The sequence below is a fragment of the Streptomyces sp. NPDC031379 genome, assembly GCF_055569615.1.
The window spans coordinates 226,747-246,373 of the sequence record NZ_JBVIIT010000002.1 but is presented as its reverse complement, the minus strand read 5'-3'; the positions used below and the strand labels follow the sequence as shown (position 1 = coordinate 246,373).

The window sequence follows — 19,627 nt, the reverse complement described above, 5'->3', positions numbered from 1 at the left end:
GCGCTCCCCCCTGCCCGAAAGCTGCATGAACTTACCCAGAGGACCCCCGAATGCCCCATCCGCTCGCCGCGACCGCCCCCGCCGCACCACCCCACACCGGAGGCCTGCTCCTCCTCCTCGACGGCACGCCGGGCCTGCTCACCGTCGCCGCCGTCGGCATAGCCCTCCTCCTCTTCCTGATCATCAAGGTCAGGCTCCAGCCCTTCGTCGCCCTGCTCGCCGTCTCCATGGCCGTCGGCCTGCTCGCCGGCCTCTCGGTCACCGAACTCTTCGGCACCGTCCAGCGCTCCGACGCCGTCTCCACCATCGAGTCCGGCATGGGCGGCATCCTCGGCCACGTCGCGATCATCATCGGGCTCGGCACCATGCTCGGCGCGATCCTCGAAGTCAGCGGCGGCGCCGAGGTGCTGGCCTCCCGCCTGCTGGGCCTCTTCGGCGAGAAGCGCGCCCCCCTCGCCATGGGCCTCACCGGCCTGATCTTCGGCATCCCGGTCTTCTTCGACGTCGGCATCTTCGTCCTCGCGCCGCTCGTCTACGCGGCCGCCAAGCGCGGCGGCAAGTCGATCCTGCTCTACTGCCTGCCCCTCCTCGCGGGCCTGTCCATGACCCACGCCTTCCTGCCGCCGCACCCCGGCCCGGTCGCCGCCGCCGGACTGCTGCACGTCCAGCTCGGCTGGGTCATCCTCATGGGCGTCGTCTGCGGCATCCCGGCCGTGCTGGCCGCGTGGGCGTTCTCCGCCTGGATCGGAAAGCGGATCTTCGTCGCCGTACCGCAGGACATGGTCGAGGCGGCGGAGGAGGCCAAGAGGGCCGTCGTCGCCGAGCAGCGCGCCCAGGGCGTGGACCCCCTGGAAAGGCCGGTGCCGCTCGGCACGGTTCTCGCCATCATCGGTACGCCGCTGGTGCTGATCCTCGCCGCGACCTTCTCCTCGATCGCCCTGGACCCCTCCACCGGCCGCTCGGTGCTCGAGTTCCTCGGCCACCCCTTCGTCGCCCTCACCCTCGCCCTGCTGCTCGCCTACTACCTGCTCGGCATCCGGCGCGGCTGGTCGCGCAAGTCCCTGGAGGCGGTGTCGACCGCGTCCCTGAAGCCGGTCGGCAACATCCTCCTGGTGGTCGGCGCGGGCGGGGTCTTCGGCGCCGTGCTGAAGGCCAGCGGGGTCGCCCAGGCCCTCTCCGACACCTTCAACGGCGTCGGCCTGCCGGTGATCGTGCTGTCGTACCTGATCTCGCTCGTGCTGCGGGTCGCCCAGGGCTCGGCGACGGTCGCGATCGTCACGACGGCGGGCATCGTGGCACCGCTCCTGACGGAGGGTCACCACTCCCAGGCCTTCGTCGCCCTCGTCATCATGGCCATCTCGGCCGGTTCCATCTTCGCCTCGCACGTCAACGACGGCGGCTTCTGGATGGTGGCGAAGTACTTCGGCATCAGCGAACGGGACACGCTGAAGACGTGGACGGTCCTGGAATCGGTGCTGTCCGTGGCGGGGTTCGCGGTGGCGGCGGTGGTGAGCGTCTTCGTCCAGGCGTCGTAAGAGTGGCTCGTGTGCACCACGGGATGCGCGGGCTGACTGGTTCCGGCACAGGGAAGTCGTCCATACTGCCGCCGTGGAGCAGCGCATAGGATCGAGCAGCAAGCCCTTGAAGGGCGAGCCCGTGACGGGCGCCGGTTTCGACCCGGCCTTCATCCCCGGCATCACGGCCCCGGTCCCGGCTCAGGCCGAGGCCGAGGCCGAACCGCGGGACGCGGAGCCGGAGGCGGAGGCCGCGGCGGGGCCGAAGCAGCCGGCGCGCGCCGAGGAACCGGAACCCGAGGATTCGGCACAGCCGGAGGAACCGGCGGCCGACGAGGAGGCGGACGACGAGAAGGCGGCCGACGGCCCCGTCTTCGAGGCCGCCGACCGCCGCGCGAAGATAGTGGCGGACCGCAGGGGCGTCCGCCTCAGCCTGGACGAGGAGTCCTGCGAGTTCCGCTGGGACGAGGTCGCCGCGGTCGAGACGGAGTCGCCGCGCTTCGGCAGGCGCTTCACGATCACCGTGCACACCCCTGACCGCCGCTGGTACCCGATCGAGATCGAGGCGACGGCCAGGTCGCGCTTCACGGAGTGGGAGAGCCGGCTGGACGCCGTCCTCGACGCCTACTTCGAGGAAGCCGACCAGGACGAGGAAGCCGGCCGGGACTAGCCGCAGTACTGGGCCTCTTTCCCGATCGACCGGTACATGCAGTCGGCGTTCTCCAGCAGTTGCAGCACCGCGTCCTTGTTCCGGGAGGTCTCCCGCTCGATCACCTCGTCGGGCGGGTAGAACCCACCCCCGGAAGCGGACGCAGGATACATCTCGAAGGTGTAGTCGAAGATCTTCTGCGTACCCCACAGATAGTCGTCGATCGACCCGTCCGTGATGTACAGATCACTCGACTGCTCGGGCGTGTACCCGTTGCTGGCCGCCATCTTGCGCCCCACGGCCTTGAAGGCGGCAGCGTCGTCCGCCGTCATCCCGGTGGCGGTGTCCGCGTACGTGTACCCGAACGGCCACAGCACCAGCTCGCTGTAGGTGTGGAAGTCGATCCCGGCCTTGATCTGCTGCTTGCCCCCGACGACCCGGCTGCGCACGAAGTCGGCGACGACCTTCACCTCAGGCGCGGACTCGGCGGCGGAGCCACGGTAGGTCTCGGACGAGGCCGACCCCGAGGATCCCCCGCAGCAGCCCCACTTGTAGTTCCAGTTCCGGTTCAGATCGGTCCCCACGTACGACGACCCGGAGTTGGGCTGCCGGTTCTTCCGCCAGGACCGGTACGACCCGCTGGCGATGTCGTACTCGCCGCCGTCCGGGTTCAGGTCCGGGATGATCCATATCTCCCGGCTGTCGACGATGTTCGTGATCCGCGAGTCGGAGCCGTACCCCGCGCCCAGCTCGCGCAGCAGGTACAGCGCCATCTCCACGGTCAGATGCTCCCGGGCGTGCTGATGGGCGGTGAAGAGCACCTCGGGCTCGTTCTCGTCCGTCCCCACGTTGTCGCTGACCTTGATGGCGACGATGTCCCGCCCCTGGTACGACTTCCCGATCACCCGCTTGCTCATGATGCCCGGGTAGGCGGCGAGCCGCTGGTCGATCTCGGCGTTCGCCTCGGCGTAGTTGTGGTACTTCGAGTCGGCGCCCGGGAAGTCGAAGAGCCGCGGCCCGGACCGCTGGGGGGCGGCCCCCGCCGGGCTGACCTCGTAACCGAGCCGACGCAGCTCACGGATCTGGTCCGCGCGCCCGGAGACGACCACGGTCTCCTCGTCGGCCTCGTCCACGGTGACACCGGTCGCCTGGATGGCCGTACGGGTCACGGGAGTCGTGTGCTGGTGGATCTCGTACTGCTTGACGTCGTCGGCGGAGGGCGCCACCTTTCTGACGCCGTCGGCGCTGGCCTGTGTGGCGGTCGCCGAGACGGGGGCGGCGAGGGCGAGGGCCAGCAGCGCGCCGAGCCCGGCGATACGTCTGCCGCCGCGCGCGCCGGAGCCGCGGGTGCGAAGTCGCATGAACTCTCCTTGGGTCTCCAGGAATTCCGGGGTCGCCGGAATGTGGGGAGTGGAGCTGGGAGCTGGGGGGTGTGCTTCAGTGCGACGTGCGGTAGGGGTGCGGACCGGAGGGCGGGGTCTGCTGTGAGTCCGCTGTGCCGGCCGGCGCTCCATGCTCCAGCTATGTCATGGTCAGGTCAAGCAGTGTCAAAGGGGGACGACTGGAAATCGCCGGGCGCGGCCCTCTCGAACGGTCGTACGGCAAGATGCGGTTCGGCACGGCAACAGAGAGTAGGGCAGACAGTGACGGAATCAGACGAGGTGGACCTCGTCCATCTGGAGGACGAGGGCGGCAATCGTTGCGTCATACGCCTGACGGGCCCCGCCCGGCCAGGGAGAAACACCGTCCGGGCCGACGTGCTCCTGACGGCGAGTTTCGTCGACGCCCGCCTGGACGTGTACCTCTTCCCCGGCGACCTCGACGCCTGGCAGGGCGATCTGGTCGAACTCGCGCCCGGCAAGGACGCGCGGATCGGCCACGACCGCGGCCTGAGGCTCATCCTCCACATGCTCGAGGACCACTCCCTGGCCGTGACCGTCCACGACCCCGACCGCCTCACCACCGCGCTGCGGATACGCCCGGAGGAGGACTGGATCGAAGACCACCACCGGCGCGCCGAACAGGTGCGCCGCACCTGGCCCGACGCCTGCTGAACGAGGCCGGCGCCCACCGGGGGAGGCGCCCGCCGGGGCCCGCCGGGACCTACCGGGGGAGGCCCGGCCGGTGCCGCTCGACACGGTCGAGGTCACCGCCGAGCAGATCGCGGTGACTGATGCCGAAGTCCCCGTTGGCCAGGGCCTGACCGTCGCCGTAGTACCGCCCCACGACGGTGTCGGGCAGAAACGCACGCACGCTGTGCCGCATCCGTTCCGGGTACTCGACGGGGGCGCCCCAGCCTTCCGGAGCCTCGTCGGTGGAGAACAGCACCCAGTGGTCCACGGGCACGTCGGCGCCGAGATCCGGCGCGCCTCCCGTATGACTGTCCAGCGCGGGCAGACTCAACCGATCGGGATCGTGCGGCGCGTACCAGACCAGCAGCGGCTTGGCCCGCTGCGCGTCGGCGTTGTCGAAGCAGCACAGGGCGATGGCGTGGTCGGGAAAGTGCTCGGCGTAGAACCGCAGAAGCTCCGGTGCGACCTCGGGCCGCCTGTGCGGAGGCACACGATGGAGCGCGGCGGGGATCAGGGTCGGATCGTCGGCGAGCAGCACGGTGTACACGTCGTGCTCGAAGACCTCCACGGCCGCCCGGCTCACGCCCATCCACGCGATGCCGTCGTCCTGGGTGTCCTTGGTGTCGACGGCGTCGACCATCCGGCGCAGGACGTCGTCGGAGCGCCCGACGGAGAGGAACTGCCGGGGCGTGACCTCCCGTGCCGGCAGGTGCAACAGCATGGCGTTGGGCCCGTCCGCCAGGTTCACGGCGGTGTTCTGGTACCCCATGACATGGATCAGCCCGTGCGCGGGATGACGCAATCGCCCGCAGTACAGGGTCGTCCCCGAGAAGGAGGCTTCACCGGCCGAGATGCACATGCGCGTCCTTGACGGCGTCGATGAAGGGGGCGAAGGCGCCGACGGCGAAGGTGAGGGTGGCTCGGGCAGGGGCCTTGGAGTCTCGGATGGCTATGTGGGTGTGCAGGTCGGCGACTTCGACGCACGTGTTGCCATCGCCTCCGCCGGAGTACGAGGACTTCTGCCAGCGGACGGCCTCGGTCATGCGAGTGCCTCACAATTCCTTCGTCATGCGGTGGATGAAGTCTCGCGACTCCACGGGCTCCAGTGCTGCCTTCCCCACCTTATTGAGCAAGGCCCGGAAGCGCGCCAGCTGAGATTCGGCATCGATGAAGGCGGTGCCGTGCGGAGCGTCGCGCAGCACGGTGTCGAGCTGAGGAAGCGGGCCGCCCACGTACATCATCTCGATTCCCGCGCCCGCGAACCCCTCTCGGGCCAACGGGATGATGCGCACCGTCGCGCGCCCTGCTTCGATCGCCTGTAGGACTGCCAGGAGTTGCGCACGGGTGCTGCCGCGATCCGACACCAGGATGCGCAGTGCGGCCTCGTGGATGATCGTCTCGTAAGGGATGGGGTTGTCACGCTCCAGTGTGGACCTGCGCCTCATCCGGTGCTCGATGCGCGGCCTCAGTTCGCTCTCCGGCAGTTCCGGGACCATATAGCCGAAGACGGCACGGGCGTAATCCGGAGTCTGGAGCAGTCCGGGCACGTGGCTGGTGACCACCTCATGCAAGAACGTGGCGTGGTGCTCGACCTCGGCGACATCCAGGAAGACCGGCGGCAGCACCCCGCGGTACCCCTCCCACCAGCCTTGCGTGCGGTCTGTCGCCATCGTGACCAGGGCCTCGATCAACCTATCGTCGGCGCAGGCGTAGTGGGCGGCGAGACGTCGTACCCGTTCCTCACTGACGCCCGCGAGGCCCGCTTCCACTTGACTCATTTGGGCCGAGGTCGAACTGAGCAGCCCTGCCACCTCACGCGCCTTGAGGCCGGCCGCTTCTCGCAGCCTGCGTAGCTCTGTGCCCAGGCGTACTTGCCGTGCCGTGGGTTGGCTTCTCGGCGCCATGGGCCCTCCGACTTCAACCGCCATGTTGACGTGCCTCGTTCGGGGGTCAGGTTACGCGATCAGCTTGCATGAGGAAAAATTTTTGCTCTACCGTCAGTGACGCACTGGACACGCTGCGGAAGTGCACCGCTCCGTCCTGCCACGACGGCCGCGACAAAGCCACCGCACGCGAACACCGCCCTCACTCAACGGAGTTGATTTCGCATGCCCGAGACCTGGGACTACACCCTCTACATCCCCAACGACCTCAGAGCCGTCACCGTCTGCCGCCGGACCCTGCGCCTGATCCTCACCCTGCACGGCCTGATCGGGCTCGTGGACACGGCCGAGCTGCTGGCGACGGAGCTGGTCTCCAACGCCGTACGGCACACCAAAGGGCCGGCCGCTCTCCGGGTCCGCCGCACCGCCCAGGGAGTGGTCTGGATCGGAGCCTGGGACACCGACCCGGCACCCCCGCCTCCGCCCCAACCGCTCGGCCAGGTCACCGATCTGGAGGACGGCCGGGGACTGGGGCTGGTCCGGGCCTGCGCCGACTACTGGGGCTGGCAGCCGTCGGCCCGGTTCGGGGACCGGGGAAAGTTCGTGTGGTGCGAACTCGCGGCGGCCTAGCTCGTTGATCATGTCGTGCAAATGCCTAGCGATGGCGAGGTCCGCGCGTACTGGCGCAGATACCGGCGCATTCAGGCTGATCGTGAAGTGCTCCTCCGGATCCTGGAGTGGCGCGGCATCCCGATCGCCAGCGATGTCCGGTCACGTGTGGCCGCCTGTGGCAGCCAGGAATTGCTCGTGCTGTGGATGCGACGGGCGGTGCACGCGGTGGACGCGGCGGAGCTGTTTGCCGAGGAGTGAGCGTTCAGGCCGCCTCGGCCTCCAACTCGTCGAGGTGTGCCTGAAGCACGCGCGCGATCTCGTGCACGTCTCCGACCGCAGGGATGTGCCCGTGCTCGGTGACGCCCAGTTCCAAGGCTCTCTCGCTGGTGAAGTGCACCAGGTCAGGTGAGGGCGCATAGCGATCCCTGAGCCGGCATGCGAGAACGGCTGCCTCGCCGGGTGTGGCGTTCACGGCCATGATCGGACGCGGCGGAGCTGTTCGCCGGGGAGTGAACAGGTGACCGTTGGGCCGCTCGCTTCTCGGTCGGTGTCGTGCTTCCGTGAGCCGAGTAAAGGGCGCTGCGCGTCGCCTTCGGCGATGACCCTCCGGGCCACCCTTGACTCGGCTCACTCCAACACGGGTCGGAAGCGAGCGAGCGGCCCCAAGAGGCGCTGGTTCTAGGCGTGTTGGGCCCCTGGGGTGGCTAGGTATGCATGGTTGGCATGAGGCGTGGTCGCGCTGTGGCGGTAGCCGGGCTGGTTCGGCGGCCTACGAGCAGGTACCACGCTAGTCGCTTCCAGGTGTGGGTCGGCCGGGAGCCGGTGACAGGGTGATTGGCAGACTTGGGCAAGAAGTGCTGAAGCATTTCGAAGGATGAGGGGTCACTTGCTCCAGGAGAGTGGCCCAATCCTGTCCCGTTACGGCCCGGGACCAGTGGGGCATGGCGGACTCGGAACCTCTCATTGCAGTGGATGGATTGGTCATCTTCAAGGATCCTCTCGGTCGTCCAGACCACATCGGTGCCGTAGTTGGCCGCAATGCCGTTCGTCTCCGTCTTCAGGAAACTTCTAGGCTATCTCTCGCCGCATATAGACTTTCTCCATCTCTTGTGAATTGTCCGATACCTGAGAGGAGTCGGCGTTCGGCTCACTCATCACGCTCGAATTGTGGAACCTCGGCTACCGAAGCAGGATCGTCGATGGGGTAGATCGGTGCTTCGTCAGGGGCTCGCACTCGAGATACGGTGACACCATGTAGACATGCGTCGCACCAGAAGAGGAGATATCCGAGGCGACTTTCCGGGTCCACAACGTACCGTGTGCTTAGTTGATGTCTGCCGCAATGTGGGCACGGTTCGGTGGCTGCTTCATCGGTATCGAGATTTAGTCGTGAGAGTGTCTTCAGCCAGGCGGTTCGGGTAGTCACTGGCTCAGTCTTCCATTGTAGTAGTTCCAGAACTGGTCCTCTGATCCATAAGCGGCCCGCTCCCATGCGGCCTCTTGCTCCAGTGAGGAAGCGCTGCCGTGTAGATCGATCTGCATGACGTGCATTCGTTCGTGCCCGATCGTTCGAACCAAGTCTTCCTTAGAAGTGAACGCGTCGGGATACAAAGTGATAGTGCGGTCAGGTGATGTGTGTCCGTAGAGTCCACGTCCGATCAGATCTGTGTCTCGGTTGATCTTAATTTTCACTCCATCGAGCCCCACTCCAGCTTGCTCGGCCACCTGGTGCACCACCCGCTTCTGCATGGCAACCTGCAGTTCAGAGAAGGGGCCCGTGTTTGTAGTTCGGCGCTCCAAGCCCGAGGTCGATTCATTCGGGTGGCAGTCCGGTGCTAGTCCCAGGGCATCACTCCGAATGAATGGGTTCTCTACATAGATGGCAGGGTTCGGTGCCGGGATGAGCCCGAGTGGGTCGGCCGTGAGGTAGCGGGCAGTTTCGGGGTCATAGTGACGGAAGCAGTTGTAATGCAGGCCCGTCTCGGGGTCGTAGTACTGGCCCGGGAAGCGTAAAGGCGTGTAGGTGGTGCTAGTGGCCGCCCAAGCCGTCGTCCCCCACAGCGTGCTTCGGGTGTGCCAGGCGATGTCGCCCTGTTCGTCGATGAGTTCGCTGGGGGTGCCGACGAGGTCGGTGACGATGGCGAAGAAGCGGGAGTCGATTTCCGACTGGGGGGCGTCGGCTGAGGTGATGCGTTCTGTCTGCGTGAGGGGGCGCAGGCCCTGGTGGTCCCAGGTGAGGGTGACCGGGTTGGGGAGGTCGGGGGACGTGGTCGTCTGTTCGCAGAGGGTGGTGCCGTCCCAGGTGAAGTCCACCCTCTCCAGCACTGTTTCGCCGTCGTCCGCGAGGCGGAGTTTCGCCGTGCGGCGGCCGAGGGGGTCGTAGGTGTAGCGCCAGCGGGTGCCGTCGGGGGTCACCACCGTGGTCAGGCGGTCCTCGGCGTCCCATGCGTAGCGCCAGGTGTCCGGTTTCCTCGACAGGCGGGTCTTCTGGCGGAGGGTGACGCGGCCCAGGGCGTCGTGTTCGTAGCGGATGGTGCCGGCTCGGGTGATGCGGGTTCCCACGTAGGTGCGCGGCCCCGTCGCCTCGGCGCCCGGGTGGTCCGAGGGCCAGGACGCCTGGGTCTGGTTGCCTGCCGCGTCGTAGGCGTACGTCTCCGTCCAGCCGGTCGCGTGGACCGCCGTCACCCTGCCCGTCGTGTCCAGGTCGAAGCGGCGGGTGCCGGAGAGATGGTCGTCGATGCCGATCACGCTGCCGTCGGCCCGGTAGGTGTAGGCCCGGTGCTGGACCGTGTGGCCCTGTGCGCCGGTCACCGACTGGGTCGTCAGGCGGCCCAAGGCGTCGAAGGTGTGCTCCATCGCGATCGTTCCGCCGATGTGGCGGGTCAGTTCGCGGCCCGCCTCGTCGTACGTGAAGTCGATCGACCGGCCTGACGCCACCATGCCCGTGCGGCGGCCGGACGCGTCGTACGACCAGGTCGTCTCGGCGCCGGTCGGGGTCGTGCGGCCGGTGCGGCGGCCCAGCGCGTCGTACGTGTACGTCAGTGTGCGTCCGTCGACCGTCTCGGAGTGCAGGCGGCCGTAGCGGTCGCGGAGGAGGATCAGGGTCGTGCCGTCCGGGCCCGTCGCCTGGGCGAGCTGGTCGGTCAGGTCGTAGGCGTACGTCGTGACCCGGCCCGCCGTGTCCTTGCGGAGCACCTGGCCGAGTTCGTTGCGTTCGAAGGACACCGTCTCGCCGAGGGTGTTCCTGCGTGAGGTCAGGTGGCCGGCCGCGTCGTACCCGTACGTCAGCGTGCGGTCGTCGAAGTCCGTCTCCGTCGCCAGACGGCCGGCCTCGTCGTACTCGTAGGTCCAGGTCAGGCCCTGCGGGTTCGTGACCTTCGTCAGGCGTAGTTCCGTGTCGTGGGCGAACTCGTAGCGGACCCCGTCAGGGTCCGTGCGTGCCGTGAGCAGGTCGAAGTGGGTGTACTCGAAGCGGGAGAGACCGCCCAGGGGGTCGGTGTGGCTGATGCAGTTGCCCTCGCCGTCGTACGTCCATGTCTCCGCCGTGCCGTCGGGGGCCGTGCGGCGGGTCAGGTGGCCCTCGATCGACCACTCCAGCGCCGTCGTCGCACCGGTCGGGTCCGTGATGGTGACGGGGCGTCCGAGCGCGTTCCGCTCGTAGCGGGTCACCGCTCCCCGCGGGTCCGTCACTTCCACCGGGAGGCCCGCGCGGTCGCAGACCACCCTCGAGGTGTTGCCGAGCGGGTCGGTCACGGTCGTCAGATGGCCGGCGTCCGTGTACGTGAAGAAAGCCGTCCGGCCCGCCGGGTCCGTCACCGACGTGCGGTTGCCCCGCTCGTCGTACGTCTGGCGGATCACCGTGCCGTCCGGGTTCACCACCTTCACCGGCAGACCGAGGGCGTTGTACTCCGCCTTCGCCTCGCGGCCGTCCGGGCGGACCACCCGCGTGAGGTTGCCCGCCTCGTCGTACTCGAACGTGGTCGTGCGGCCCAACGGGTCCGTCGTGGACAGCAGACGGTTGTAGCGGTCCCGGTGGTAACGGGTCGTAGCTCCCAGGGCGTCGGTCTCCGCGACCACCTGCCAGACATCGTTGACCAGGTAGCGGCGCGTGTGGCCCTCGCCCGTCGTCGCCGTCGTGGTCCGCAGGCCCGTCGTCGGGTCCGGGTCCTCGTACGTCAGGCGCAGTGCCATGTGGCCGGCCGCGCCGCCCTCCGCGACGCAGCGGTCGTGGTCGTCGTACTCGTACGTGTAGCCGCGGTCGTTCGTGTCCGTCCAGGACGTGACTCGTCCCGAGTCGTCGTACGTGAAGCGGAGCGGGAGGCCGGACGAGTTGACGACTTCCGTGAGGTTGCCGTCCGTGTAGGCGAAGCGCTTCAGCTCCTCGCCCGTGGCCTCTAATCGGTACGCCGTGACGCGGCCCGCTTCCGTGGTGATGCGTACACCTTGGCCGGCGCTCGTGAAGACACCCAGTGGGGTGCCCTGAGCGTCGTACTCGAAGGTGATCCAGTCGCCGTTGCGGTCGTCCACCTGTTCCAGGACCGCCAGGCCGACGCCTCGGTCGGCGAAGTGCCAGGTCCACTGCCTGCGGGGGTCCGTGATCGTGTAGCCGTCGTCCACCCGGTCCAGGGGGAGGCGGGGACCGTGGCTCGGGAGAGTCGGTACGCCTGGTGCCGGGTGGGGGTACGACAGGAGCAGGCCGTCCTCCGTGACGAAGACGACTCCCTCCGCGTCGATCTCCAGGCGCTGGTCCAGGGTGGAGGACCAGGACGGGCCGAACCAGCGGCCGAGGCGGTAGCCGGACTCCACCCGTCGGGACAGGACGAGTGGCAGGGTGCCGGGGAGGGTGACGTCCGTCTGCGGGAGGTACATCCTGCCGGTGGCGAGGTCGATGGGGTCGGTGCCCTTGCTCTCCACCGCGTTGCCCTCGCGGGAGGGCTGGTGCGGGTCCTCGCTCACCCGTCCCCGAGCCGAGGGCCCGGCGGCGTCCTCCGCGCCCTTCTCCACCGCGTTCCGGGCGGTCTTGCGCAGTCCCTGCTCCGCGAGGCCCTCCGCGCCCTCCTTCAGCGCGAGCCGCATCCCGCCGCGGGCCAGCCCGGTGCCCTTCGTACCGACCAGCTCCGGGACCATGCGGCCGAAGAACTCCGAGGGGTCCTTTCTGATGCCTTCGGCGGCGGCCTGGACGGCTCGTTCGGGGTGCGCAACGGTGGAGGTCAGGCCGGAGAGCGTCATGCTGACGTTCTGCAGATAGGCGGCGGGGTGGGTGAGGTTGTAGGGGTCGGTGGGGTTCAGGCCGCGGACGAAGTTGACCAGGCCGGCCCCGCCCTTGAGAACGCCTCCGCCGAAGTGGGTGAGTTCGGTGGTGGTGGCCCGCAGATTGTCGGAGAGGTTGTTGCCCAGGCGCTGCAGCGGCGGGGGCTCGGCGGGCGCGCGGGCGAGTGCCGCCTTCACCTTGCCCTGTGCCTCGGAGGCGACGGTGTTGCGCTGCTTGCGGGCCTGGGCGAGTTTGTGGACAGCCGATTTGATGTCGGCCTTGCCGGGGTCGTGGAACGGTCCGGGCTTGGGGCCCGGGTCCTGGTCCGCCTCGACCTTGGCGTTGTAGGCGTCGACCTTGTCGTTGTAGGTGTCGACCGCGTCCCGGGACGCCTTCACGCCCTTCTTGTAGAGTTCGATGGCCTCCTTCGCCTGCCCCTGCGCCCATGTGACGGTGTCGGCGTACGACTCCAGGGCACCCGCCGCCTCCTTGCAGGCCTCGGCCGCGTGCGCCCACTTGGCGGGGTGGACGCCGAACTTCTCCCGGAAGGCGTCACCGCCCTCGCCCTTCCAGCCGGAGGAGTCGACCTTCTTCAGCCCCCGGCTCACCTTGTCGAAGGCGCCGTTGAAGTCCCGCAGGTGCCCCGCGCTCTCCCGGATCTTCGAGGGGCTGCCGTGGACGAGTTCGTCGGCCTCCTCGCTCTGCCCGAGCTGCTGCTCGCCGGGGGTGGCGCCCAGGTCGGAGGCGAGGTCGTCACCCCAGTCCTCGACGGCGTCCGCCCAGTCGTGCGCCCCGACGCGGTCCAGGCCGTCGCCCAGCTTGTTCGTGGCGAAGTCGACGCCCTGGCCGACCTTCTTCCTGCCCTCGTCGTAGAGGTGCTCGCCGTAGCCGAGACCCTTGTTCAGGCCGTCGCCGATGTCACCGAGGATGCCCATCAGCCTTCACCGCCCTGCTGCCCGGCGGCCTCGGCGCGCTCCTCGGGAGAGGGACCGAAGTGGTCGTCCAGGTACTGGGCGTACTCGGTGTCCGTCATCCCGAACATCTCCGCGTCCGGGCTCAACGGCCCCAGCATCCGCGAGGTCCCCACGTCCCGGCCGGCGTCCTTCCAGCCCTGCTTGCTGTTGGCCCAGGCCTGCTCGAAGGACTCCTTGCTGTAGTCGACGTCGCCGCCGTAGGCACCGGAGGTGGCGATCTCGCCGTAGCCCATCGCCTCGACCTCCTCCTCGGAGGCGTACGGATTGCCGATGGCCGCGTTCTCGACGACCTTCAAGGTGCCCGCGACGTACTGGTCGTTCTCGTAGTACGTCCCCGCCGCCAGCCCCGTCTTCTCGGCGAACCCGTTGCCCTCGTTGATCAGCGACCGCACGCCCCACTCCCAGCGCTCGCAGAACGACTTGAACTCGCCCGTCAGCCCCTCGTGGCCCAGCTCCAGCCCGGACAGCGCGAGGTCGCCGAACCCGCGCCCGGCCCCGGCCTCACCGACCATGCCGAGTTCCTTCAGCTCACCCAGCGCCTCGGTCAGGCCCTTGGCGATCAGACCCAACCCGTCCGTCTTCAGGTCCTTGCCGTCACCACTCACGCCTCGTCCCCCATTTGCGCCTCGACATCGACAGCCGCCCCGTCCGGCACGATCCCGCGCACCGGCGGGAACAGCGCGCCCTCCCCCTCGCCGCCCACGTCCAGGGCCACCCCGCACGGCACGCCCACGGCGGGAACCGCGGCGTCCAGCAGGCGTGCCCCCAGCCACCGCTGGTAGGCCCACTCCCGGTCGCCCTCGCCTCGCGCGAGCGCGAAACGGGCCAGGGCCCGCTCGTCGGAGAAGGCGTAGATCCAACGGACACCGCCGAAATCGGCTGCCAGCGGGTTTCCGTCTTCGGCGTCGAGAGGTACGAGTACGGCCGTACGCCGGAACTCGCCCAGCAGCACCGCGAACTCGCGGCGTCTGCGCTCGGCGGCTGTCGAAGCGTCGGTGAGGGTTGCTGCATGCGAGGGTGAAGCGGTGCCCTCGGACGCCTCGGGTCCGGTCGTCTCCCGCTGGTCGGCGCGGGCCAGGTCCACGTAGTCGTACAGCCGAGACCTGGGTGTTTCTGCCGCCGGTCCGGCGGCGCCCCCCTGTTCAGGCATGCCCCGGATCATCACATCGGCTTTTTGCCGGTCGCAACGCAGAACGCGGGCGACCGCTCGGATATGGCCGAAGGGCACCCCCGCGCACACGACAGCGCCCGGACCCTCACAGGTCCGGGCGCCGCATGCCGGAAGGCGGGTACGTCAGCGGTCGCTCACGTCACGGCATCGCGTGCACATGCGCCCCCACCGCGTTCGACCACGCGTTGCCCGAGGCCGCGTCCCAGTTGGTGGACCAGGTCATCGCGCCCCGCAGGTCGGGGTAGGTCCTGGACGGCTTGAAGGTGCCGCAGCCGGTGCCCTTGGCCAGGCAGTCCAGGGCGTTGTCGACCACTGTCGGGGAGACGTAGCCGCTGCCCGCGCCACTCGGTGACGCCGGCAGGCCGAGGCCCACCTGGGACGGGGCGAGGCCGCCCTCCAGCTGGATGCAGGCGAGCGCGGTCAGGAAGTCGACCGAGCCCTGGCTGTAGACCTTGCCGTCGCAGCCCAGCATGGAACCGCTGTTGTAGTACTGCATGTTGACGACCGTGAGGATGTCCTTGATGTTCAGGGCCGTCTGGAAGTAGGAGTTCGACGTCGACTGCATGTCGATCGTCTGCGGGGCCATCGTGATGACGAGGGACGAGCCCGCCTTCGACGACAGGGACCGCAGCGCCTGGGTCATGTACGTCGCGTTGAGGCCGTTCTCCAGGTCGATGTCGACGCCGTCGAAGCCGTACGTCTGCATCAGGGAGTAGACGGAGTTCGCGAAGTTCGACGCCGAGGCCGCGTCGTTGACCGAGATCGTGCCCTTCTCGCCGCCGATCGAGATGATGACCTTCTTGCCGGCCGCCTGCTTGGCCTTGATGTCCGCCTTGAACTGGTCGGCCGTGTAGCCGCCGAGGCCGGCCGAGTCCAGGTTGAAGGCCACCGCCCCCGGCGTCGAGGTGGCGTCCGCGAAGGCGACCGCGATGATGTCGTAGGCGGAGGGGACGTCGGAGATCTTCTGGACCGTGGCGCCGTTGTTGAAGTTCTGCCAGTAGCCCGTCACGGCGTGCTTGGGCACCGTGCCGCCACCACCGCCACCGCCGCCGGTCGCGGACGTCGTCCCCGTCACCGTCGCCGACTTCGCCGACTCGCCCGCCGCGTTGGTCGCCGTCACCTGGAAGGAGTACGACGTGGAGGCGGTGAGGCCGGTCACCGTCGCGGAGGTGCCGGTCACCGCCGTCACCTTCGTGCCGTTGCGGTAGACGTTGTAGCCCGTCGCGCCGGACACCGCCGACCAGGACAGGGAGACCGACGAGGACGTCGTGCCGGAGACCGTCAGGCCGGCCGGGGCGGCGGGGACGGTCGGGGCCGGGTCGCCGCCACCGCCGCCGTCGGGCCCGTAGACGGAGACGTCGTCGGCGAAGTAGGCGGCCTGGCCGTACCAGCCGTGGGTATAGACCGTCACGGAGGTGGTGGAGGCACCCGTGGTGAAGGTCGTCGACAGCTGTTTCCAGGACGGGGCGTCGGGCGTCCACGTCGAGACGTCCGTCGTGCCCGTGCCCGTCACGCCCAGGTAGGAGTATCCGCCCTGGACCCATGCGCTCAGCGTGTACGTCGAGCCGGGCTTGACCGCCACCGTCTGGGTGCACTTGGCGTTGTCCTGCCCGGCCGGGGTCGCCTTCAGGGCGGACGAGCCCCCGTGCACCGGGGAGGAGACCGTCGTGCCGCTGCCGGCCGTACAGGTCCAGTTGCCCAGACCCGACTCGAAGCCCGCGTTCTTGACGTTGTTGACGTCCGCCGCGGACGCGGGGGAGGCCGCGGCGAGGCCCGCGACCGAGAGGGCGAGGGCGCCGGCGGCGGACCACGTCGCGAGCCGCCGTCTGCGGGATCTGGGTATGCCTGGTGCGCGGTCCACTGGAGCCTCCGGTGGGGGAGTTCGGCGGGGAGAGGGTGAGGGACGGTGGCCACCGCTGGCGTACAAGTTGGTCCAGACCAATCCTGGTGTCAAGAGGTCCAGACCAAAACCGTCTCCGCCCGTCGACGCAACCTGTCCCCTTTTGGCGGGACTTGCGCCGAGAGAGTTCCACGCGAGCTTCACAAACGCTGTTCTCCGGTCATACGGCCGTGGATACAGTGCTCACGTAGTCACGCAATGAAGTCGTTCTGGCGCATTGGAGTTACACCGGTGGGCCGGCGGGTGTGAAGAGCGGGGAGCTGCGCGTGCCAACTGCCATTGCCGTGACCAGTGCCGACATGGCACTGCCGGCGCAGGACGAACGGACCATGCCCGCCGTCGTGTTGCGCGACCTCGACCAGCGGCCGCTGGACCAGGCCCTCACCGACCTGCACGCCCTGACCGAGCAGTACGGATACCTGGTCGTCGTCTGCTCACCGGCCACCCCGGAGCCCGTCGTACGACGGCTGCACACCCTGCGCTCGCTGCTGGAGAGCGACCGCATCGCCTTCTTCCGGCCCGAGCTGCCGCCCCTCGCCGTCGCCGTCCTGGCCCGCCAGCTGCGCCAGCTCGCCTCCTGCGACCTGAGCCCGGGCGTACTGGCCTCCGCCGGACGCCTGCTCACCCATTACCTCCACGCCGGCGCCGTCCTCGGTTCCGTCGCCAAGCTGGACCGCGTCCCGGTCGGGCTGAAGGCGCACGCCAAGTCCTGGGTACCGGGCAGCCAGTTCGCGGTCCTCGCCCACCCCGAGCCGCAGCTCGTGCGGATCGGTCCCGGGGCCACGCTCAAGGGGCCCGAGTTCAACACCTGGATGCTCGTCGCCAAGGGGCAGCTGCAGAGCGACTGGGCCACGGGCCTCGGCACGGCCTGGAAGGCGCACGGCCTGCGCGAGACCCCGCTGCCCGCCGAGTCCCCGGTGTGGTGGGGCACCGGCCGGATGATCGAGTTCTGCAGCTACCTCGCCGACCTGTCGGTGCTCTACCAGCTGGTGACCTCCGTACGGCAGACCAGCTGTCACTGGTGCGGTCTCGACGTCATCGGCGACCGCTGCGTCTTCTGCTCGGCCACCCCGCCCGTCCACGAACCACCCACGCCACGCGCCCTGGAACACCGCACGCCCGCCTGACCGGCCCGACCCCGCCCCCTGACCCGCACGACCCCGCCCCCATGACTCGCACGACCGGCCCGAGGACCCACCCACATCCCGCTCGACCGATTCCCCCAATGAGGTTGCACGGTTCATGAACTCCCGTCAGCGCCGCGGCGTGATACTCCTGATCCTGTCGGTCCTGTGCGCTCTCGGCGCGTTCGCCGGTGTGCTCTCCGTCGTCCACGACGCGAACTCCAAGGTCGGTCCCGAGGTCACCGCCTACCGGGTCAGGTCCGAGGTGAAGCCGTACACCGCGCTGAACACGGGCCAGTTCGAGAAGATCACGATGCCCGAGCGGTGGCTGTCCGACAACGCCGTCACCGATCTGCGCCGGATCCGGGGCAAGATCGCCGTGACCACCCTGCGGGCCGGCTCCCTCCTGCAGACCGACATGATCGTCGACCAGCCCGCCCTCCAGCCCGGACAGCAGGAGGTCGCCATCATGATCGACGCGGCCACGGGCGTCGCCGGCAAGATCACGCCCGGCTCGCGCGTCAACGTCTATGCCACCTTCGAGGGAAAGAAGGAAGGCGACCCCGACCAGTCGAAGATCATCGTGACCCATGCCCGCGTTCTCGACGTCGGCCACATCACCGCCCTCGATCCCGACCGCAGCAAGAACCAGCAGCAGCCCACCGAGGCCGTCCCCATCACCTTCGCGCTGTCCACCCTCGACGCCCAGCGCATCACCTACGCGGAGTCCTTCGCCCAGCGCGTCCGGCTCGCGCTGGTGGCCCCGGGCAGCGAGACCAGCGTCCCCGACAAGGACCGCACCTACGAACTCGCGACGGACAAGTGAGAGGCGGCCATGCCCACCAGGATCCTCCCGGCCGGCGCGGACCCGGACGCCGTCCGCTCCCTCACCACCCTGCTCAGCCAGCTCCCCGACGCCGAGCCGCAGCCACCGGCGACCGACTCCACCCAGCTGGTCGACACCCTCGCCCGGCTCGCCGCCGAGTCGATCGACGAACTCCCCGAAGTGGTCGTCGTCCATGAACGCATCGGACCCGTCCCGGCCCTGGAGCTGATCCGCGAGGTCGCCCTGCGCTTCCCGGCCGTCGGCGTCATCCTCGTCACCACCGACGCGAGCCCCGGCCTGTTCGCCGCCGCCATGGACTCCGGCGCCCGCGGCCTGGTCGCGCTCCCGCTGTCGTACGAGGAACTCGCCGGCCGCGTCCAGGCCGTGGCCCAGTGGTCGGCCGGCGTGCGACGGCACCTCGGGCACGGCGCCGACGCGTTCGGCGGTGTCGGCGGCACGGTCGTCACCGTCAGCGGCGCCAAGGGCGGCACCGGCACCACCCTGACCGCCATCCAGCTGGCCCTCGCCGCCCAGGCCTCCGGCCGCGCCACGGCCCTGGTGGACCTCGACCTCCAGACCGGTGACATCGCCTCCTACCTGGACATCCAGTTCCGCCGGTCCGTCGTGGACCTGGCCACCATCACCGACATCTCGCCCCGCGTCCTCGCCGACGCCGTCTTCCGCCACGACACCGGCCTCGCCCTGCTCCTAGCCCCCGGCGAGGGCGAACGCGGCGAGGAGGTCACCGACCGCGCCGCCCGCCAGATCGTCAGCGCCCTGCGCTCCCGCTACGAGGTCGTCGTCATCGACTGCGGCTCCCAGCTCAGCGGGGCGGGCGCCGCGGTCGTCGAGATGGCCGACACGGCCCTGCTGGTCACCACCCCGGACGTCATCGCCGTACGCGCGGCCAAGCGGACGGTGCGGATGTGGGACCGGCTCCAGGTCCGCAAGGCCGAGGAGACGACGGCTGTCGTCAACCGGCACACGCGGCAGACCGAGATCCAGCCGGCCCTGGTGCAGCGCATCACCGGCACGGCCCTCGCCCGCACCGCCGTCCCCGCGGCCTTCAAGGAGCTGCAAGGGGTCGTGGATGCCGGCCGGGTCCATGAACTCGACGGCAAGAGCACGGTGAAGCAGGCCCTGTGGGCGCTCGCGGGGGAGCTGGGGCTGGTGAAGGCGGCCGAGGGCGCCTCACATCGCGGGAGCGGACGGGCGCGCGGTGACCGGGGGTCGGTGAGCTTTCGGCGGCGGAAGGAGTGAGGGCGCGGTGAGAAGACGGCCCGGTGGGGATCGGGGGCAGGTCAGCATCGAGTTCCTGGGCATGGCTCCGCTGATCGTCCTGACGCTGGTGCTCATGTGGCAGGCCGTGCTCGTGGGGTACGCCTACACGCTCGCGGGGAATGCTGCCGACGAGGGGGTGCGGGCGGGGACGGCGGCGGCCCGGGGGGAGCGGTTCGGCGTGTGCCGGCAGGCGGCTCTGCGACATCTGTCCGGGGCGTGGCGAGAGGGCGCCACCGTGCGGCGCTGCGACGGGAGCGGCTATGTCACGGCAGACGTCGACCTCAAGGTCCCGGTGCTCTTTCCCGGATCCATCGACTTCCCGGTCACGGTGCACGGCCATGCCGGCGCCGTGGAGGAGGTGAAGCGCTGA

At 69.2% G+C, this 19,627-nt stretch carries 18 protein-coding genes; 9 read left to right on the top strand and 9 right to left on the bottom strand.

Translation table 11 applies throughout. The annotated features are described in order from the left end of the window. The first annotated feature begins 50 nt into the window (after positions 1-50). Positions 51-1,535 carry a GntP family permease gene (locus ACZ5CW_RS03930; protein WP_468598097.1) on the top strand — a complete coding sequence of 495 codons (1,485 nt, stop codon included), beginning with the start codon at positions 51-53 and terminating at the stop codon, positions 1,533-1,535. Between the two features lie 73 nt (positions 1,536-1,608). Then, entirely contained in the window at positions 1,609-2,184 is a 576-nt protein-coding gene (locus ACZ5CW_RS03925; RefSeq protein ID WP_468598095.1) for a hypothetical protein, read from the top strand. Here ACZ5CW_RS03925 and ACZ5CW_RS03920 read toward each other — a convergent pair. Continuing rightward, a complete protein-coding gene (locus ACZ5CW_RS03920; protein WP_468598094.1) occupies positions 2,181-3,524 on the bottom strand; it encodes a M14 family metallopeptidase in 1,344 nt (447 codons plus the stop codon). The two genes, ACZ5CW_RS03925 and ACZ5CW_RS03920, sit on opposite strands and share 4 nt — an antisense overlap. Before the next feature lie 282 nt (positions 3,525-3,806). On the opposite strand from ACZ5CW_RS03920, the gene ACZ5CW_RS03915 reads away from it, so the two are divergent. Beyond that, positions 3,807-4,217: a DUF5959 family protein gene (locus tag ACZ5CW_RS03915; protein WP_468598093.1), complete on the top strand. Its 411-nt coding sequence runs from the start codon at positions 3,807-3,809 to the stop codon at positions 4,215-4,217. A 49-nt stretch (positions 4,218-4,266) separates the two neighbouring features. On the opposite strand, the gene ACZ5CW_RS03910 is transcribed toward ACZ5CW_RS03915, so the two are convergent. Genes ACZ5CW_RS03910 through ACZ5CW_RS03900 form a run of 3 tightly spaced genes read right to left on the bottom strand, consistent with a single transcriptional unit; the run spans position 4,267 to position 6,139 of the window. Beyond that, positions 4,267-5,094: a hypothetical protein gene (locus tag ACZ5CW_RS03910; RefSeq protein ID WP_468598092.1), complete on the bottom strand. Its 828-nt coding sequence runs from the start codon at positions 5,092-5,094 to the stop codon at positions 4,267-4,269. Further along, a complete protein-coding gene (locus tag ACZ5CW_RS03905; RefSeq protein ID WP_468598090.1) occupies positions 5,075-5,278 on the bottom strand; it encodes a DUF397 domain-containing protein in 204 nt (67 codons plus the stop codon). Before ACZ5CW_RS03905 ends, ACZ5CW_RS03910 begins: the two co-directional genes overlap by 20 nt. Positions 5,279-5,287: 9 nt before the next feature. Further along, positions 5,288-6,139: a helix-turn-helix domain-containing protein gene (locus ACZ5CW_RS03900; protein ID WP_468598089.1), complete on the bottom strand. Its 852-nt coding sequence runs from the start codon at positions 6,137-6,139 to the stop codon at positions 5,288-5,290. Between the two features lie 204 nt (positions 6,140-6,343). On the opposite strand from ACZ5CW_RS03900, the gene ACZ5CW_RS03895 reads away from it, so the two are divergent. Both ACZ5CW_RS03895 and ACZ5CW_RS03890 read left to right on the top strand, forming a co-directional pair. Further along, positions 6,344-6,748, top strand: coding sequence for an ATP-binding protein (locus ACZ5CW_RS03895; protein ID WP_468598087.1), 405 nt, complete (start codon positions 6,344-6,346; stop codon positions 6,746-6,748). A gap of 21 nt (positions 6,749-6,769) precedes the next feature. Then, entirely contained in the window at positions 6,770-6,988 is a 219-nt protein-coding gene (locus tag ACZ5CW_RS03890) for a hypothetical protein (RefSeq protein WP_468598086.1), read from the top strand. A 4-nt stretch (positions 6,989-6,992) separates the two neighbouring features. Here ACZ5CW_RS03890 and ACZ5CW_RS03885 read toward each other — a convergent pair whose 3' ends face one another. The 5 genes from ACZ5CW_RS03885 to ACZ5CW_RS03865 form a co-directional block, all read right to left on the bottom strand. Continuing rightward, on the bottom strand, positions 6,993-7,202 hold the full coding sequence (locus tag ACZ5CW_RS03885; protein WP_468598084.1) for a hypothetical protein: 210 nt from the start codon (positions 7,200-7,202) through the stop codon (positions 6,993-6,995). Positions 7,203-8,152: 950 nt separating this feature from the next. Next, complete coding sequence (locus ACZ5CW_RS03880) at positions 8,153-12,916, bottom strand: putative T7SS-secreted protein (RefSeq protein ID WP_468598083.1); 4,764 nt, start codon at positions 12,914-12,916, stop codon at positions 8,153-8,155. Beyond that, on the bottom strand, positions 12,916-13,560 hold the full coding sequence (locus ACZ5CW_RS03875) for a hypothetical protein (protein WP_468598082.1): 645 nt from the start codon (positions 13,558-13,560) through the stop codon (positions 12,916-12,918). The genes ACZ5CW_RS03880 and ACZ5CW_RS03875 overlap by 1 nt, the downstream gene beginning before the upstream one ends. Then, positions 13,557-14,105 carry a hypothetical protein gene (locus ACZ5CW_RS03870; protein WP_468598080.1) on the bottom strand — a complete coding sequence of 183 codons (549 nt, stop codon included), beginning with the start codon at positions 14,103-14,105 and terminating at the stop codon, positions 13,557-13,559. The genes ACZ5CW_RS03875 and ACZ5CW_RS03870 overlap by 4 nt, the downstream gene beginning before the upstream one ends. A 160-nt stretch (positions 14,106-14,265) precedes the next feature. Further along, positions 14,266-15,987 (bottom strand): chitinase, encoded by a 1,722-nt coding sequence (locus ACZ5CW_RS03865; protein ID WP_468598079.1) that lies wholly within the window; start codon positions 15,985-15,987, stop codon positions 14,266-14,268. A gap of 323 nt (positions 15,988-16,310) precedes the next feature. Here ACZ5CW_RS03865 and ACZ5CW_RS03860 point away from each other — a divergent pair, with 323 nt between their 5' ends. The 4 genes from ACZ5CW_RS03860 to ACZ5CW_RS03845 all read left to right on the top strand — a co-directional run bounded on the left by ACZ5CW_RS03860 (position 16,311) and on the right by ACZ5CW_RS03845 (position 19,627). Further along, the gene (locus tag ACZ5CW_RS03860; RefSeq protein WP_468598397.1) at positions 16,311-17,153 is read left to right on the top strand and encodes a hypothetical protein; all 843 of its coding nucleotides are present in this window, start codon (positions 16,311-16,313) and stop codon (positions 17,151-17,153) included. A gap of 115 nt (positions 17,154-17,268) precedes the next feature. Further along, positions 17,269-17,976, top strand: a complete 708-nt coding sequence (gene cpaB, locus ACZ5CW_RS03855; protein WP_468598078.1) for a Flp pilus assembly protein CpaB — start codon at positions 17,269-17,271, stop codon at positions 17,974-17,976. 9 nt (positions 17,977-17,985) lie between these two features. Next, positions 17,986-19,236: an AAA family ATPase gene (locus ACZ5CW_RS03850; RefSeq protein ID WP_468598077.1), complete on the top strand. Its 1,251-nt coding sequence runs from the start codon at positions 17,986-17,988 to the stop codon at positions 19,234-19,236. 7 nt (positions 19,237-19,243) lie between these two features. Next, a complete protein-coding gene (locus tag ACZ5CW_RS03845) occupies positions 19,244-19,627 on the top strand; it encodes a TadE family protein (protein WP_468598075.1) in 384 nt (127 codons plus the stop codon).

What these genes read in the sequence shown, in the direction of transcription:
- ACZ5CW_RS03895 (WP_468598087.1), top strand. Translation starts at nt 6,344, where the DNA reads ATGCCCGAGACCTGGGACTACACCCTCTACATCCCCAACGACCTCAGA.
- ACZ5CW_RS03930 (WP_468598097.1), top strand. Translation starts at nt 51, where the DNA reads ATGCCCCATCCGCTCGCCGCGACCGCCCCCGCCGCACCACCCCACACC.
- ACZ5CW_RS03910 (WP_468598092.1), bottom strand. Translation starts at nt 5,094, where the DNA reads ATGTGCATCTCGGCCGGTGAAGCCTCCTTCTCGGGGACGACCCTGTAC.
- ACZ5CW_RS03890 (WP_468598086.1), top strand. Translation starts at nt 6,770, where the DNA reads ATGCCTAGCGATGGCGAGGTCCGCGCGTACTGGCGCAGATACCGGCGC.
- cpaB (WP_468598078.1), top strand. Translation starts at nt 17,269, where the DNA reads ATGAACTCCCGTCAGCGCCGCGGCGTGATACTCCTGATCCTGTCGGTC.
- ACZ5CW_RS03870 (WP_468598080.1), bottom strand. Translation starts at nt 14,105, where the DNA reads ATGCCTGAACAGGGGGGCGCCGCCGGACCGGCGGCAGAAACACCCAGG.
- ACZ5CW_RS03850 (WP_468598077.1), top strand. Translation starts at nt 17,986, where the DNA reads ATGCCCACCAGGATCCTCCCGGCCGGCGCGGACCCGGACGCCGTCCGC.
- ACZ5CW_RS03905 (WP_468598090.1), bottom strand. Translation starts at nt 5,278, where the DNA reads ATGACCGAGGCCGTCCGCTGGCAGAAGTCCTCGTACTCCGGCGGAGGC.
- ACZ5CW_RS03900 (WP_468598089.1), bottom strand. Translation starts at nt 6,139, where the DNA reads ATGGCGCCGAGAAGCCAACCCACGGCACGGCAAGTACGCCTGGGCACA.
- ACZ5CW_RS03920 (WP_468598094.1), bottom strand. Translation starts at nt 3,524, where the DNA reads ATGCGACTTCGCACCCGCGGCTCCGGCGCGCGCGGCGGCAGACGTATC.
- ACZ5CW_RS03880 (WP_468598083.1), bottom strand. Translation starts at nt 12,916, where the DNA reads ATGGGCATCCTCGGTGACATCGGCGACGGCCTGAACAAGGGTCTCGGC.